The following is a 15460-nucleotide window of genomic DNA, read 5'->3' on the forward strand; positions in this document are numbered from 1 at the left end:
GCGGTCGTGGTGGCAGGGGTGGCCTCCACGGCCCTTCTGCTGGGCGGGGTGGCTGAGGCGACGCGGTCCGGGGCGGTGGCCCAGCGGGCCGGTGCCGCCGGTGCCGCCCAGGTGGTGAGGACCGTGACGCTGGTGACCGGCGACCGGGTCCTGGTGGACGGCAGCGGTCGGGTCACAGGGGTGGAGCGGGCGGAGGGCCGGGAACGGATACCGTTCTCGGTCCGGGTGGTCGACGGGCACACCCATGTGGTCCCCGGCGACGCGGAGTTGCTGCTGGCACGGGGCAGGCTGGACCCACGGCTGTTCGATGTGACCCGGTTGGTCGCGGACGGCTACGACGACACGGGCCGCGCCGACCTGCCGCTGATCGTCACGTTCCGCGGCAAGAAGGCGCCGACGACGAGCCCGTTCACCCGGGCGGGGACCGAAATCGGCCGTGCGCTGCCGGTCGTCAACGGCAGGGCGATGCGCCCCGTGAAGAAGCGTGGTGCCGCGTTCTGGGAGGCCCTGACCGGAGCCGCCGGCCGCGATGCGGTGGGAACGGCGGAGTTCACCGCTTCGACGGCGGTGGAGAAGGTGTGGCTGGACGGCAGACGCCGGGCCACCCTCGACAGGAGCGTGCCGCAGATCGGCGCACCGACGGCCTGGGCCGCCGGTTACGACGGCACCGGCGTCAAGATCGCCGTACTGGACAGCGGAATCGACACGACCCACCCCGATCTCGCGGGCAAGGTCATCGCGGAGAGGAACTTCTCCGACTCGTCCGGCACCGGTGACGTGCAGGGCCACGGCACCCACGTGGCGTCCACCGCGGCCGGGACGGGGGCCAAGCCCGGCGGTAAGTACAAGGGCGTCGCCCCAGGCGCGAAGATCCTGAACGGCAGGGTCCTGGGCGACGACGGCTCCGGCTCGGACTCCGGCGTCATCGCGGGCATGGAATGGGCGGTGGCCGAGGGCGCCGACGTCGTCAACCTCAGCCTCGGCGACACGGACGGCCCCGGCATCGACCCGATGGAGGAGGCGGTCAACCGGCTCTCCGCCGAGACCGACACGCTCTTCGTCGTCGCGGCCGGCAACGACGGCGAGTTCGGCGAGGGGACGGTCTCCTCGCCCGGCAGCGCCGAGGCCGCGCTCACCGTAGGCGCGGTCGACAAGGCCGACCGGCTCGCCGACTTCTCCAGCCGCGGCCCGCGCGCCGGTGACAGCGGGGTCAAGCCGGACCTGACCGCGCCCGGGGCCGCCATCACGGCCGCCGCGGCCGCCGGCAGCGTCTTCGAGGGCGAGTACCCCTCCGACATACCCGGCTACCTCACCCTCGACGGCACCTCGATGGCGACCCCGCATGTGGCGGGCGCCGCCGCCCTCCTCGCCCAGCGGCACCCCGACTGGAGCGGCGAGCGCCTCGAGGCGGTCCTGACCGGCTCCGCGAAGCCCGGCTCGTACAGTTCCTTCCAGCAGGGCACCGGCCGCACCGACGTGGTGCGGGCGATGGGCCAGAGCGTCGTGACCGAGCAGGGGCCGCTCGGCTTCGGCATGCAGCGGTGGCCGCACGACGACGACAAACCGGTGACCAAGCAGCTCACGTACCGCAACCTCGGCACCGAGCCGGTCACCCTGGACCTGTCCGTCGACGCGTTCACCGTGGACGGCAAGCCCGCCGCCGAGGGCGTGTTCGCCGTCTCACCGCAACGGCTCACCGTCCCGGCGGGCGGCGAGGCGAGCGCCGACGTGACCGCGGACACCCGCACCGGCAATACGTACGGCACCATCGGCGGCTCGGTGTCCGCCGTCTCGGCCGACGACAAGATCGCCGTACGCACCGCCGTCGGGGTGGAGCGCGAGGCCGAGACGTACGACCTGACGCTGAGGCACATCGACGAGAACGGCCGGCCGACCGGCGACGCCGCCACCTCCTTGCAGGGCTACGACGGCTCCTCGTCCTACCACCTCAGCGACGAGGACGGCGAGGTCACGGTGCGGCTGCCCAAGGGCGACTACACCCTCAACGGTTCGATCCACCCCGACTCCCCGTCCGGCCTGGCCCTCCTGGTGCAGCCGAAGCTGCGGCTGGACAAGGACACCACCGTCGCCGTCGACGCCCGGCAGGCAGAGCCGGTGGACATCACCGTGCCCGACACGGCGGCCGAGAACACCGAGGGCACGGTCACGATCAGCGTCGACCGGGGCGAGGGGCCGGTCGCCGGTACACGCCACTTCATTCTCCCGACCTTCCAGGGCGCGCGGTTCGGACGGCTCGGCCCGGAGCCGTCCGCCGACGACGTGTCCGCCCAGTACTCCGGCGACTGGACGAGCAGGGACGACAAGGGCAGGCCGGTCACCTACCACCTGGCCTGGGACCGCGGCAGCCGGCTGGGCGGTTTCGCCGCCGAGGTGAAGCGGAACCAGCTCGCCAAGGTCGACTTCCAGGCGGGTGCCACCGTCGCGGACAGGAAGGTCCAGGTCGAGGTCGCTCCCGAGGCGCCCGTCGGGGGCCTGATTCCCACCGACAAGGACCTGAGGGGGGATCTGCCCCTGCGCACCACCGACTACATCCTCGGCAACGGCGTCAAGTGGTCCTTCCGCATGTGGCAGACCAGCGGCGAAGGCGACGACAAGCGCTTCGAGTCCTTCCTCATGCAGTTCCCCAGGACCTGGCAGGCCGGCCGGCACTACACCGAGCGGTTCAACGTCGGCGTCTTCGGCCCGGCCCTGGGCGGTACCGCGGACGCCCGGCCGAGACCGAGCACGGACCGCCCGGGTGCCGAACGGCACGGAAACGTCATCAGGGCCCATCTGCCACTCTTCGGCGACGGCGCCGGACACTGGGGCACCAGCGTGCACACTTCGGTGGAGAGCTCGCTCAAGGCCGACGGCAAGGAGATCCCCGACGACTTCGGCGTCCCGCCGACCGAGGGCGTCACCGAATACACCGTCCCCGCCCAGGACAGCACCTACCACCTGACTCTGGACAACTCCCGTGACCCCGCGGTGTACCCGGTCAGCACCCGCGTCCGGGCGGAGTGGACCTTCCGCTCCGCCAAGACCCCCGAGAACGAGCCGACCGCACTGCCGCTGTCGGTGATCCGCTTCTCCCCCGCCCTGACCCTCTCCAGCACGGCGAAGGCGGGCAAGCGGTTCGAGGTGCCCTTCAGCATCGAGGGAGCGACCACCGGACAACGGCCCGAGAACCTCACCTTCGAGGTCTCCTACGACGAGGGCACCACCTGGCAGCCCACCAAGCCCGTCGGCAACACCCACCTGTCCCTGACCCACCCGGCAAAGCCGGGCTCCGTCTCCCTGCGGGCCAAACTGACCGACCGCAAGGGCAACACACTGATCCAGACGATCGAACGCGCCTACCTCACGACCGAGTAGGCGCCCGCCCCACATGACTTCGCCCGGGGCGGCTGGGCGGCCGCCCCGGGCGAGGTGTGTTTGTTCGGCGCTGCTTACTTCTTCTTGCCCTGGGTTTCGACCGCCCGGATTTTGGGGTTGGTCAGCGGGGTGTTCACCTCAACTGACCTGCGGTCGGACGGTCGTTGGTGGTCGTTGTCGGTCGTTGGTGGTTGACCTCGGGGGTTCCAGGATTCGGCCCGGCTCGGGCTCCGATCTGCCGCTAGCGCTAGCGACAGGGGTCGCTAACGTTAGCGACCCTGATAGCGACCGAAGCCGCTCATGACCAGCACGTTAGCGGTTAGCGAGCTATCTAGGCAGACCCCGGAATTGTGCCGTTCGGCGCCTCTGAGAGGGGCGCCGGCCAGATCGCTATCGGGCCTGGGTCGCTTGTCGCTTGTCGGCTCACAGGTCAGAGCCTGTTTCGACTCCCGCGCAGTGCGCCGCTGCCTCCTCACGACAGGCGACAAGACAAGCGGGCGCCGGCATGGCCCTGTTGGCGGCCCCCTGGGGGATGAGCATGAAGGAGCGGCCTACGGCCGCGCGTTGATCGGCAGCTCGCTACGCTCGCGCGGCGACCTCGCCGGGACGAAGGCCGTAGCCGCCCACCAGGACGCCTGGACCCCCTGCACAGGGTGGAAGACGCCCGGAGGCGCGAACGGCCCCCGATGGCCCCGCGGAGGCGCTGTGATACGGCAGTTCGCGCCTTCCCTACGCGCGCGTGCGCGTAGGGCCCCCTGCCCGGAAACCATGGAAACTCGCAGGTCACAGAAGGTTGCAGGGGGTCAACCAGCCTTATCGACGCAACCGGCGACTGCAACCACCCCAAATCGGGCGGGATGACGGCCCGGTGCACGGGCACGTACAAGCAAGGGGAGCACCCCGCGCGGCGAGGTGGTGCTCCCCTTGCTTGTACGCGAGGACGGAAATCCAGGAGCGGGCGACGGACCTGCCTGCCCGCCTGGAATGCCATCCGGGGGCCTTCCAAGGGGCGGACGGCAGGCTTGGGTGAGCGTCGCTGGCCCTTCCCGCTCTGTGCGGCTCACCCCGGCTCTTCAGGAGGGGGCAGGCGGCCGCGCGCACCGGAATCCCCTCCTGAAGAGCCGTCTTTCGCTCTCTTACTAGAGAGTTGAGGGGAGATAGCGTCCGCAGCGTCCGCCGGGGATCGCTCGCCTCCTCTGACCTGCACTGTTCCTGTGGACGCTAAACAAAACGTTTAGCGTCCGCAGTGTCCGGTCACCCCCAGCCACTAAGAGTGCGTTTCCGCAGGTCAGGCAGCCATCAGTGGAAGGCAGGTTGCGGACGCTAACTCCTCGAAGCGCCGAAGAGGCCACCCCTGGCTATGGGTGGTCTCTTCGGCCGCCTAACAACTTACGGAGCCCGATGGGCGTCGCGAGCTGCCACGGGCCGCGCGGCCGTAAGCCGTTCCTTAGGACGCGGCCAGCATATGGAACCGGCAGCCTCTCCAGTGCGTTTCTGGGAGCACACACAGAAGCGCTGCGAGGATGTATGCCCTCTCCAGTTCCCCAACCACACCCACCACGCCGAAGTGTCCGGCCGACTCCGCCACGCCCCGCCCTCCCCTCTCCTGCGGCCACAGAGCCTCAACAGGTAGCCCATGAGTCGCAAGCGGTCCAACCGCCCGACGCGCCGATCCGACGCGGCCTTAAGGGCTGGTACGAACGCGCCGACTTGAGTAGGCACACCACGGTTATAGCCGCTGTGGTGGCCGCAGTCGGGCTCGGCGTCACCGCCTGGGGCACGGTGAAGTCTTCGCAGGTCGCAGACGACCAGCTCGATCAATCCCGCGAGCAGCAGCTTGCGAGCGACCGTCAACAGGTTGCGCAGGTGAACTTTTGGGTTGAGGGAGGCAAGACGGTGATCGCCAACCGTTCGTTGGACCCAGTATCGATCTACTTTTCGACAAGGCCAGTGAACGATCCCGCCGTGTCTTCTCCCTTCCAATGGCTGAGCAAGATTCCACCTTGCAAGCGAGTGTTGCTCCCAGACCGTCTTCTCACTCCCAACGACCGAGACCCTCAGGTGTTGGCATCCCTTCTCGTGATCGATACGGACGGGAGAGCGTGGCTGCGTGACCACGCAGGGCGGATCGACCCCGCCTCGGCAGACGTGCCTATTGCCATCGCGCCGGTGTACGTTGATCGGCTCAGCGGGAAGGATGCGCAAGCAACCGACTTGGACACCTGTGGATCCCCGTAGCCTCCCTGTCCTGGATCTCAAGGCGACTACGAAGGGCGACTCTTAGCCGGGGGAACGCGGCTGGCGGGTTTCGCCTCCCTTGCCCTAACGGCCGCCTAACAAGGTTGCGGACGCTTTGGACGCTGGCCCCACTGGTTGAAGTGAAGAGGCCCCGGCACGGCGGAGGTGGCATCTTCGTCGACCGTCCGTCGCGCAGTGGCAGTGGACGGTGCGCGATGGTGCCAGTTTGCACGGCGGCCGTTGTGCGCGAGCGTAGCGAGCTGCCAAGGGTCGCGCGGCCGTAGGCCGCACCTTTTATGCCTTACCCTGCCGCGTGGCCTCGTCCAGTGCCTTCAGTACCGAATCGGGGTCCCCGTGGTACACGACGTGGGGCTCACCTGGCTCCGGAGGCACGAACCGGGTTCGGTAGCGGAGCAGGTCGCTTTCAGCGAAGTAGATCGAGTTCGGGTCGGCCTCATGCCGCGCATTCCGCTTGCTCACACGGGCCCAAAGTTCCTCGTGGCTCGCCTCCAGGTAGACGAGCACCGTGGTCGCGCCCGTTTCGGTCGCGAGCGACCGCCATCGAGCACGGTCGTCCGGCGTCAGAAACCATGGTTGAACCGGGGCATACCACCTCCATCAGACTCGGAGCGGTTCAGCCGCGAGCGCGCTCGGAACGCTCTCAGCAAGGCGCTTCGCCCCTCTGCTCCACGCTGATTCTGTACGTGCGAACCCCTGTCGGCGCCCTCGGGCCAGGGGTTCGTTCCTGCGGCTCAGAAGAGGCTCAACCCGTGTTTCTGTACGACGTAGGCGACGCAAGACGCAGTCATGAACGGGTTGGAATGGGGCACCGTCCCCGCATGGCTCAGCGCCGTACTCACAGGCGGCTCCCTCCTCATGGGCTTCCACATCCTTCTACGTGACAGGAAGAAGGACGAACGGAACGAAGCCCTGAAGATCGTCACATGGGCGGAGCGGGATGCCAACGATGAAGGTAGCTTCATCCGCATCCATGTCCGCAACACCGCTGATCGCCCCATCCTCTACGTCGATGCGCTCTACGAAGGCGCCGGGGGCATCGAGCGGTTGCCCTCCAACGTGCCGATGGTGCTGAAGGACGAAGAAATCACCTTGGAAGTACCGCGCTACATGAACGGCCGGCGCACCCTTGCCCGTGGTATCGCTTTCCAGGACGCCAACGGTTTCTCATGGGTCAGGGACATCGCTTCGCACGACGTGTATCGACAGTCCCGGCTGCGACGCGGAGACCCCACACTACGGATGCTGTTCCTCTCGTTCGGCTCGTTCCGGCTGTACCGATCGACGAAGAAACGCATGCGGCGCGCATGACGACGACCGCACTAGAGGTCCCGGAGAGGTTCCAGGGCACGAAAATGCCTCCCACTTGCACCGTTAGTGCAGGTGGAAGACATGATCACAAACCCTACTTTTTCTTGCCCTGGGTCTTGCCGGGGATCTTGGTGAGCTGGGTTTTTGCTGGTCAGGGGCGGTGGGCTCGTGCGCCTGGTGGTTGTCGTTGGTCGTCATTGGCGATCGTTGAGCGGCCTCGGACGGCCCAGGGACGGCCCAGCCATGGGTCACATGAACGGCGTCAGCCAACGGACGTGGCCCGCCCTTGGGCGGTGATGCATCCCTCTTCCATGTCCCACCACTCCTTGGCCACGCCGTGCTTGAGGAGCCGTTGCACCTTGGCGAGATCGGCGGTGGGCGGAACGTCCAGGGCGACCATGCCGAACCGTTCTATGCCCTCGCCGTCGACGCCGAGTTCCTTGAACGCGTTGATCACGCTCTGCCGTGCGGCTCCCGAGCCGCTGTCACGGAACACGATGAGGCGGATAGTGCAGTTCTCCGAACGCCGAACCACCTCGCCAGCCCATTGCACGCCTTCTTCGTCGGGCTCGGTAGCCACGAAGTCCCCGCACGCGATGCCTCGAACGAACCACGGGATGTTGTCGAGCCGCACGGTGCCGTCACCCTGGTCGACGGCCCACAGGCTCTCCACCGATGCCGGGGGCCAGTCGTCCCCGATCTCAAGCCGGAAGTGCACCTTCACGTACGGGCCTTCGGGATTCGTCATGGTGCCCAGGATGCACAGTGCTGCCACGCCTGCCGCAGGTGGGTGACCGATGACGTCTACTCAGACTTGGATACGGGTTTGTCTGTGCGTCAGCCGACGACAGCCAGCCACGACGGCGGGAGCGCCGACCGGATCAGGCGCGCGCGTGTCTCGCTCACCCCCACCGGCCTCGGCCACGCTACTGGCTTGTGTCGTCGATCAGAGCCACATCCGATGACCGGCCCGGGAGGCGAGCGCTGGGCTCTGCACCTGGTGAGTCCCCGGCTCCGGCCGGTTAAGTGATCTACGGACAGTTGCCGGGCCAAACCTCCCGGGAGCGATGAAGGCGGCTGGGTGGGGCATCGAGCTACTGGCACGCCACTGGCAAGACCTTGATCTTTTAGGTATCGCCCACACAGACAATGTCAAAGCGGCACAATACGTCCAGTCAGCACGCGCACACAGCACTGCGGAGGAAGCATGGACGTCAACCCGACCGGCCAAGGAAACCGCATTTTTGTGAGCTACGCCCATCTCGATGATGAACTGCTTAACCAGGCCGTAGAGCACTTCACTAAAGATTTGCAGAGTTTCTACGCCGCCAAGACGGGCGGCACACTCGATATCTTCTTTGATCGGGAGAGCATTGGCTGGGGAACGGACTGGAGGCGCAGAATTGACTCCGAATTGCGAGGGGCCTCCATTTTCATGCCGATTATCACGATGCAATACTTCAATCGTCCGGCATGCCGCGAGGAGCTGAATGCTTTTCATGGAAGCGCAGAACTGCTTGGGGCTGGGTATCTAATCCTTCCTGTGGTTATTCTCGGCGCGAGTGGCATTACTGCGGATAGCCAAATGCCCGAGGTGCGATTGATCGAGTCGCTGCAATTTGAGAATCTAGAGGAAGCTTTTTTGGCTGGTCGCGGGACAAGGGAATGGAGGGAAGCGCTTTCGCGTATCACGGATAAGCTGGTTAGTGTCATTTCCCGTGCAGAAGAAAATCTTGCAAATGTAGAATCTTCCGAATTGACCCTTGAGGCAGTGAGCGGTGATGATGACTTCGATCTTTTTCAGCACTTTGATGAATTGAATCAGATCGGGGAACGCCTCGCGTCGGAGATGGAAGACTCGACGCGAGATCTGACTAATTGGTGCACGGTTGTTCAGGATGAAATGCAGAAATTTGGCGCGACTTCGCCAGCCGTTTTGCGCGCTCAATCGGTGGTGATGGCTAGGGCCGTCCAGGAGCCGTCCCTAAAACTGCAGAGCAGCGCTACCGCTCTCGCCCAATCAGTTACGGGTGCAGATGCCCTCCTGCGTTCGATGGTAGGACAGTTGGTTGGCGTCAACACCTCGCATGGTGCTGAGCTTGCAGAAAAGATCATCGCGGACATCACTCAAGGCTCATCCAGCCTTCAGCCCTTCGTGGATGGATTGGCGGAAATCTTGGAGATGCTGAAAACCATGGAAATCATGAGTGTCCCATTGCGTAAAGCGATTAAGCCCGGGAGGGTCGGATTCACTAAGTGGCAAGATGCGATGAAGACAATTGAGGGATGGCAAGGCCTGTCTGTTCGTTGATCCCTATTCCTTTTCTTCGCGTCGTTGCTTGAATTTTTCAAATTGCGCCGCATAGACGTAGAGGTAATCCATCAGCGCTTCGGCAAGTGCCAGGGCATCGGCAGCGTCACCCTGCGTCACAGGATTATCGTTGTAGTGCGCTCCTTCATTTCCGAGCAGTCGGAGAGCTTGGCTCCATTCCAGGAGGCGCCCGTCGATCTTTCCGCTTTCTTTCAGCTCTTCCAGCATGCGGATTAGTGGTGCCCGCTTACTGACACCCTGATCAATAGAGACACCCTCCAATGTTCGCCGCACCATTACGACAGTGGCCGTATACGCTTTAACGGAAAAGCAGCGGTGGGCTTCCTCGTGCTGTCGCCTTAGTGGCTCAGGAATGAGCCAACTGAGCATTCTTCTGGTGTTGGGCCAAACTGTGACGGGCTCTCCATCCCAGCCCTTCCCGTAATCCTCTTCCAAAGCTAGAAGACCCTCGCCGCATTTAGTGCATCGTGCGAGTTGCAGAAGAGTTGGGAGCCCTTTTTCTAGATTTCTTTCGACTAGTTCGCCCTCGACCACCGCCATGACCATTTGGTCACAGGTACCGCACGTGGCGAGGATGTTGCTTCCAATACGATCGGATGCTTCTGTCATGGGGCCATCGTAAGGAGTTAACGACACCTCCAGCGGATGCTTTTGCAGATCTGACGAGGCGGCCAAGGGCGTGGGTTCGACCGGCCCCAGCCACGCCTCTCACAGCAAGCGGCTGATGGCTGTGCGCGCGGCATGGGCCCCGGCCGGGCTGGAGCGGGGCGGAGACTGGAGCGCAGGCCCGGCCGGGGGGCGGGCCGCGCGCGGGGAGCGGAGCGAGCCGCCTTGAACCAGTAGAGAAAGTTGCAACTCAGTCGGTCCGCTGGGGCGGTCGGGGCTTGAAGTCGTATGCGCAGGCTGGGAGTTCTGTGCCTTGGCGGTGTGCGAGGGGCACGAAGATCACGGGGCGGATCGTCCATGTGATGCGGGTGGTGTAGAAGGTGACCGACACCGTGCAGGGTTCGGAGCGCAAGAGGGCTGTGACCGAGCACGGAAGTTGTCACGTTTGAGCTGCCCCGACCTTGCTCTCCGGGGTGCCGTGAGCACGATTGTTGTCACCGAAGGTGCATTGTTCTTGTCACCTTGAGATCGTTTGCGGTCTTGCTGTCACCAGTACGCCGGGTTCCGCTTCTCTGACGGGGTGGCGGAGCTTCAGGGGTCCGGTGGGGTACACGCCGGGGCAGCCGACGGTGCGGGGTACACGCCCTTGTGGTCGCATTCGGGTATGCGGGACCGGACGAGTGATTCGGTCAGGCCTTCCCAGCCGTGGCCGTGGCTCTCGGCGTTGTGATCCTCGAAGACGTCGGCGATCTGCGGAGGTCCGGGGTGCTCCGGATATCCAGTTGAGCAGATGATCACTTGAGATCATGGCGCGGACGACAGCGAGTGCCGCCGGCAGGCAAGGCTCCCAGGTCGGCCGGGAAGAGACGGCTTAGCGGCCGACGGTGCTCCAGTCGGTGGGGGCGGGAGCCACCAAGCGCCCCGCGGCGTGCTCGCGGAGGCGCCGGGTCAGTTCTGGCAAGTCGTATGCAGGGAAGCTCACTTGAAGCAGCTGTAGGCGAAACTGAGATGCCAGCTCCTCCTGGAACATCGCCGCGTCCATCGGCTTGACCGTCATGTCCCACGCGTCCGGGGCTGCCCAATGCGTCATCCGGACGTAGAACGCGTCCCGCAGGCCGGCGTTCGCCACGGCCGAGAGGAAGGCCAGGCCGCTGTCGACAGGGAAGTCGATCAGCGTCCAGCCGCGCCTGGACTCCACCCACTCCTCCATGTGCGGCAGCTTCTGCGGCCAGTCCGCGTTGCTCTCGCCGACATCCTGGCAGCAGGTGAAGGTGTCGAAACCACACTCCCAGATCGCCTGGATCGTCGGTGCGAGCTGCTCGTCGATCTGTGCGTGCCGGTCGCCGACCCGGACGAGAACGGTGGAGTGCGTTCCTTCGTGAGACGTCATCGAGCGAGCATAAGAGCAGGGTACGACACCTGGGCTGGCGCTCCGGGTAGATGTTGTACCGGTCCGACATCCCCATGGCTGCCCACGGCCGAGCCCGCCCGCCGCGCTCACACGAGCGAGCCAGGACGCTCAGTCACACCTGCACGGGAATCCGCCAGGCCGCACGGTGACAGTTGTCCTGCTCAGGTGACAACTAGCGTGCTCAGTCACAAGGGCTCGTCGTGTGTCTATGCGGCCGTCGTACAGCCACTGCCACGGCATCGCCTACCGCGCCGCAGCCGTGACTCCGGCCGCCTTCCCGGCTGCGATGGGGGCCACGGCCTGATGTCCGATCTGGTGACACTTCTGGAGGTGGGTGGTCCTGTCGCCGCGCTCGGCGGCGGGGCTGCCTACACCCGGGCCAAGCACCCTCGCGTGTACTGGCCCACGGTCGGCCTGCCGATATTCACCGCCCGGCTCCTCGGCTCGTACGGTTCGGTCATGGAGGCGTGCGGCTTGACCGTGGCGCCGTCCCGGCTGCGGGTCCTCGTCGTCAAGGCCACGACCCGGCGTGAGGTCCGGCCGGTGCCGCCTCGGCGGGGGATCAGTCGGCCTACTTCGACCGGGCTGCGGCTTCGTCTCCGGCTCGCTCCCGGACAGGAACCCACCGATGTCGCCGCTTCGGCCGAACGGCTTCGGCCTGCCTGGGGCGTTCACGCCGCGTACGTCTCGACCGTCAAGCCGGGCGTCGTCGAACTACGGCTCGTCGGCTTCGACGTACTGCGAAACGCGCGAATGCCCCGTAAGGCCACCGCCGAACTCCTCAAGGTGCCCGTGGCACTGCGAAAAGACGCCACTCCCTTCATACGCGACTACCACACCAGCTCACCCTCGGCGCCACCCTGTCCGGCAAGTCCATGTACCTGCGGCACCTGGTCACGGGCCTCGCCCGGCAGCCCGTCGCCCTAGTCGGCATCGACTGCAAGCGGGATGTGGAGCTGGCGCCGTTCGCCTCCCGGCTCTCGGCCCTCGCGACCGATCCCGACGAGGCGGCCGAGCTGCTGCCCGTGCTCGTCAAGGAGATGGAAGACCACTACGACCTGATCAAGGCCCGGCAGGGCATCGCGCCAAGAGGAGATCACCTCCGACATCTGGGGCCTGCCCGAGGGCGAACGCCCGGTGCCGATCGTGCTGTTCGTCGACGAGGTGGCCGAACTCTTCCTCGTCGCCACGAAGAAGGACGAGGAACGCCGGGACGAGATGGTCACCCAGCTCATCCGCCTCGCCCAGCTCGGCCGCGCCGCCTGATGCCGTCCAGCCAGGAGCGGACCCGCAAAGCTATGGCTTCGGTCTTCGATCACCAAAGACGTACGCCATGGTCAGAGCCAACCGCCGCAGGATCCGTCTGAACATTGTGCTGGCAATGTTCGCTGAAATGTTGAGCGAGCAAAGTTCGGGAGCACGCTCACAAAGTTGATTCGAGATTTCACGCGTGAGAGATTGGAGTCTAGAAAGACTGCGGACCTGGATCCGGCGGCAACCAGATCCAGGCCCTCGTGCAGTCAGCGAGCCCGGTCGCGTAGGAGCAGACCGGGCTCGCTGCATGTGCAGCACCCGATCCCGACCGTTCTCGCGCGTGACTCGCTCATCGAGCGAACTGCATCACGCCGGTAGCGATGGCCACCACTAGGCCCGCTCCCGTAAGCCAGACCTGCCACCTCTCGGCGCTGGTCCACCCACGAGGCTCGTCCTTCTCAAGGCTCACCTCTACCACCTCCCCTTCTCCTCCAGCCGGCCCGCTTCTCAGACCGGAGCCTTTGAACTCGCATACCACTGCGCGGAGTTCAGGGGAGGTTCAGGTAAGGCGCGACAAGCATACCGGTGACTTCGTCAGTCACCGAGGCACACCGGAACGCTTGACAGCGGCCCCGAATCCCTTTCACGGCTCAGAGACGGCCCCAGCACAACAACGAGCCCCCTACCAGCGGACAACCCGCAGGTAGGGGGCTTGATCAGCTCTGGCTACTTCTTCTTGCCCTGGTTCTTGACCGCCTCGATCGCCGCCGCGGCCGCGTCGGGGTCGAGGTAGGTGCCGCCGGGGTTGAGCGGCTTGAAGTCGGCGTCCAGTTCGTAGGAGAGGGGGATGCCGGTCGGGATGTTGAGGCCCGCGATGTCGGCGTCGGAGATGCCGTCGAGGTGCTTGACCAGGGCGCGGAGGGAGTTGCCGTGGGCGGCGACCAGAACCGTGCGGCCGGTCAGGAGGTCCGGGACGATGGCGTCGAACCAGTAGGGGAGCATGCGGACGACGACGTCCTTCAGGCACTCCGTGCGCGGGCGCAGCTCCGGGGGGAGAGTGGCGTAGCGCGGGTCGGAGAACTGGGAGTACTCGGCGTCGATGTCGAGCGGCGGCGGGGGCGTGTCGTAGGAGCGGCGCCAGAGCATGAACTGCTCCTCGCCGAACTCGGCGAGGGTCTGGGCCTTGTCCTTGCCCTGGAGGGCGCCGTAGTGGCGCTCGTTCAGACGCCAGGAGCGGTGGACCGGGATCCAGAGGCGGTCCGCGGACTCCAGGGCGAGCTGGGCGGTGCGGATGGCGCGCTTCTGGAGGGACGTGTGGACCACGTCGGGGAGCAGGCCGGCGTCCTTGAGCAGCTCACCGCCGCGGACTGCCTCCTTCTCGCCCTTCTCGTTGAGGTTGACGTCCACCCAGCCGGTGAACAGGTTCTTCGCGTTCCATTCGCTCTCGCCGTGGCGGAGGAGGATCAGCTTGTACGGTGCGTCGGCCATGCGGACGAGCGTAATCGAAGGGCTCGGCCTCTTGGGCGGTGCGCCCGGCAGGCGGACGGTTGACGGGATCTGTTAATCGAGTGGTCACCGGCCACGCGCCCCTCGTAAGTTGCTCTTGCCGCCTGAGCCGCTTACATCCGTGGGGGATCCGTCATGTCCGTCGTTGCCCTGAGACGTGCCGTCCGGGAGACCGTCTCCGGGCTTCCCCGCGAGTTCTGGTGGCTGTGGACCAGCACGCTGGTCAACCGGCTGGGTGCCTTCGTCGCCACCTTCATGGCCCTGTACCTGACCCTGGACCGGGGCTACTCCGCCTCCTACGCGGGGCTCGTCGTCTCGCTCTACGGGCTGGGCGGGGTGATCTCGTCCCTGGGCGGCGGGGTGATGACCGACCGGCTCGGCCGGCGGCCCACGCTGCTCATCGCGCAGGCGTCGACCGCGGTGTCCGTCGCGCTGCTGGGGTTCGTGCACCATCCCGTCGCGATCGCGGGGGTCGCCTGCCTCGTCGGCATGGCGTCCAACGCCTCGCGGCCAGCGGTACAGGCGATGATGGCGGACATCGTGCGGCCCGAGGACCGGGTGCGGGCCTTCTCGTTGAACTACTGGGCCATCAACCTCGGGTTCGCCGTCTCCTCCGCGGCCGCCGGGTTCATCGCCGAGACCAGCTACCTCGCGGGCTTCCTGATCGAGGCCGGTATGACCGCCGTGTGCGCGGTGGTCATCTTCCTCAAGCTGCCCGAGTCGCGGCCCGAGCAGAGGAAGGCCGAGAAGGGGTCCGTGGAAGACGTCCGGCTCGGGACCGTCCTGCGCGACGGGCGCTTCATGGGCGTCGTCGGACTGTCCTTCCTCATCGCGCTGGTCTTCCAGCAGGGCTCGGTCGGTCTGCCGGTGGCCATGGGCGAGGCCGGGTTCACGCCCGCGGACTACGGCGTCGCGATCGCCGTCAACGGCGTACTGATCGTCGCGCTCCAGATCCCGGTCACCCGGTTCATCGAACACCGGGACACCAAGCGGCTGCTGGTGGTCTCCTCGCTCCTCGCGGGCTACGGCTTCGGCCTCACCGCCTTCGCCGGGTCCCTCGGCCTGTTCGCCCTCACCGTCTGCGTGTGGACCCTGGGCGAGATGATCAACGCGCCGACGCAGACCGGCCTGGTCGTCCGGCTGTCCCCCACCCACGGCCGCGGGCGCTACCAGGGCATGTACACCCTGTCCTGGTCCGTCGCGGGCCTGATCGCCCCCCTGATGTCCGGCGTCGTCATCGACCGGTACGGCGCGGAGTGGCTGTGGGGGCTGTGCGCGGTCGTCGGCACGGTGGCCGCGATCGGATACGCGGCCCTGATGCGGCGCCTGCCGGCCGAGGAACCCGTCACCGCCGGGAAGCCGCCGGCGGCCACCGTGCCGACCGAGGTCGAACCGGCCTGACAGTACCC

At 66.2% G+C, this 15460-nt stretch carries 10 protein-coding genes and 1 pseudogene; 6 read left to right on the forward strand and 5 right to left on the reverse strand.

What is annotated here, in order from left to right:
• Positions 1 to 48: 48 nt before the first annotated feature.
• The gene (locus SLINC_RS20615; protein ID WP_225988317.1) at positions 49 to 3375 is read left to right on the forward strand and encodes a S8 family peptidase; all 3327 of its coding nucleotides are present in this window, start codon (positions 49 to 51) and stop codon (positions 3373 to 3375) included.
• A gap of 1743 nt (positions 3376 to 5118) precedes the next feature.
• Positions 5119 to 5613: a hypothetical protein gene (locus SLINC_RS48030; protein WP_152038990.1), complete on the forward strand. Its 495-nt coding sequence runs from the start codon at positions 5119 to 5121 to the stop codon at positions 5611 to 5613.
• 294 nt (positions 5614 to 5907) lie between these two features.
• Here SLINC_RS48030 and SLINC_RS20620 read toward each other — a convergent pair whose 3' ends face one another.
• Positions 5908 to 6198, reverse strand: coding sequence for a P-loop nucleotide/nucleoside kinase family protein (locus SLINC_RS20620; RefSeq protein ID WP_079164631.1), 291 nt, complete (start codon positions 6196 to 6198; stop codon positions 5908 to 5910).
• 222 nt (positions 6199 to 6420) lie between these two features.
• Here SLINC_RS20620 and SLINC_RS20625 point away from each other — a divergent pair, with 222 nt between their 5' ends.
• The gene (locus SLINC_RS20625) at positions 6421 to 6942 is read left to right on the forward strand and encodes a hypothetical protein (protein WP_114604635.1); all 522 of its coding nucleotides are present in this window, start codon (positions 6421 to 6423) and stop codon (positions 6940 to 6942) included.
• A gap of 262 nt (positions 6943 to 7204) precedes the next feature.
• Here the strand turns inward: SLINC_RS20625 and SLINC_RS20630 are convergent, their stop codons facing one another.
• Positions 7205 to 7690: a DUF4265 domain-containing protein gene (locus SLINC_RS20630; RefSeq protein ID WP_067445547.1), complete on the reverse strand. Its 486-nt coding sequence runs from the start codon at positions 7688 to 7690 to the stop codon at positions 7205 to 7207.
• A gap of 459 nt (positions 7691 to 8149) precedes the next feature.
• Here SLINC_RS20630 and SLINC_RS46055 point away from each other — a divergent pair, with 459 nt between their 5' ends.
• A complete protein-coding gene (locus SLINC_RS46055; protein ID WP_079164632.1) occupies positions 8150 to 9253 on the forward strand; it encodes a TIR domain-containing protein in 1104 nt (367 codons plus the stop codon).
• Between the two features lie 3 nt (positions 9254 to 9256).
• Here the strand turns inward: SLINC_RS46055 and SLINC_RS46060 are convergent, their stop codons facing one another.
• Together SLINC_RS46060 and SLINC_RS20640 are read right to left on the reverse strand one after the other, a co-directional pair.
• Positions 9257 to 9883, reverse strand: coding sequence for a DUF4145 domain-containing protein (locus SLINC_RS46060; protein WP_079164633.1), 627 nt, complete (start codon positions 9881 to 9883; stop codon positions 9257 to 9259).
• An 868-nt stretch (positions 9884 to 10751) separates the two neighbouring features.
• Positions 10752 to 11270 carry a hypothetical protein gene (locus tag SLINC_RS20640; RefSeq protein ID WP_067435141.1) on the reverse strand — a complete coding sequence of 173 codons (519 nt, stop codon included), beginning with the start codon at positions 11268 to 11270 and terminating at the stop codon, positions 10752 to 10754.
• A 324-nt stretch (positions 11271 to 11594) separates the two neighbouring features.
• Between SLINC_RS20640 and SLINC_RS20645 the strand changes: the two are divergent.
• Positions 11595 to 12554 (forward strand): annotated as a pseudogene (locus SLINC_RS20645) (FtsK/SpoIIIE domain-containing protein); the annotation flags it as partial.
• A gap of 717 nt (positions 12555 to 13271) precedes the next feature.
• Here SLINC_RS20645 and SLINC_RS20650 read toward each other — a convergent pair.
• Positions 13272 to 14033, reverse strand: coding sequence for a phosphoglyceromutase (locus SLINC_RS20650; RefSeq protein WP_067435144.1), 762 nt, complete (start codon positions 14031 to 14033; stop codon positions 13272 to 13274).
• A gap of 153 nt (positions 14034 to 14186) precedes the next feature.
• On the opposite strand from SLINC_RS20650, the gene SLINC_RS20655 reads away from it, so the two are divergent.
• The gene (locus SLINC_RS20655) at positions 14187 to 15452 is read left to right on the forward strand and encodes an MDR family MFS transporter (protein ID WP_067435147.1); all 1266 of its coding nucleotides are present in this window, start codon (positions 14187 to 14189) and stop codon (positions 15450 to 15452) included.
• Positions 15453 to 15460: the final 8 nt, after the last annotated feature.

Origin of the sequence: Streptomyces lincolnensis, assembly GCF_001685355.1 — a bacterium.
GTDB lineage: Bacteria > Actinomycetota > Actinomycetes > Streptomycetales > Streptomycetaceae > Streptomyces > Streptomyces lincolnensis.

Coding starts and splice junctions, on each gene's coding strand:
- SLINC_RS20640 (WP_067435141.1), bottom strand. CDS start 11,270: ATGACGTCTCACGAAGGAACGCACTCCACCGTTCTCGTCCGGGTCGGC.
- SLINC_RS46055 (WP_079164632.1), top strand. CDS start 8,150: ATGGACGTCAACCCGACCGGCCAAGGAAACCGCATTTTTGTGAGCTAC.
- SLINC_RS46060 (WP_079164633.1), bottom strand. CDS start 9,883: ATGACAGAAGCATCCGATCGTATTGGAAGCAACATCCTCGCCACGTGC.
- SLINC_RS20650 (WP_067435144.1), bottom strand. CDS start 14,033: ATGGCCGACGCACCGTACAAGCTGATCCTCCTCCGCCACGGCGAGAGC.
- SLINC_RS20655 (WP_067435147.1), top strand. CDS start 14,187: ATGTCCGTCGTTGCCCTGAGACGTGCCGTCCGGGAGACCGTCTCCGGG.
- SLINC_RS20630 (WP_067445547.1), bottom strand. CDS start 7,690: ATGACGAATCCCGAAGGCCCGTACGTGAAGGTGCACTTCCGGCTTGAG.
- SLINC_RS20625 (WP_114604635.1), top strand. CDS start 6,421: ATGAACGGGTTGGAATGGGGCACCGTCCCCGCATGGCTCAGCGCCGTA.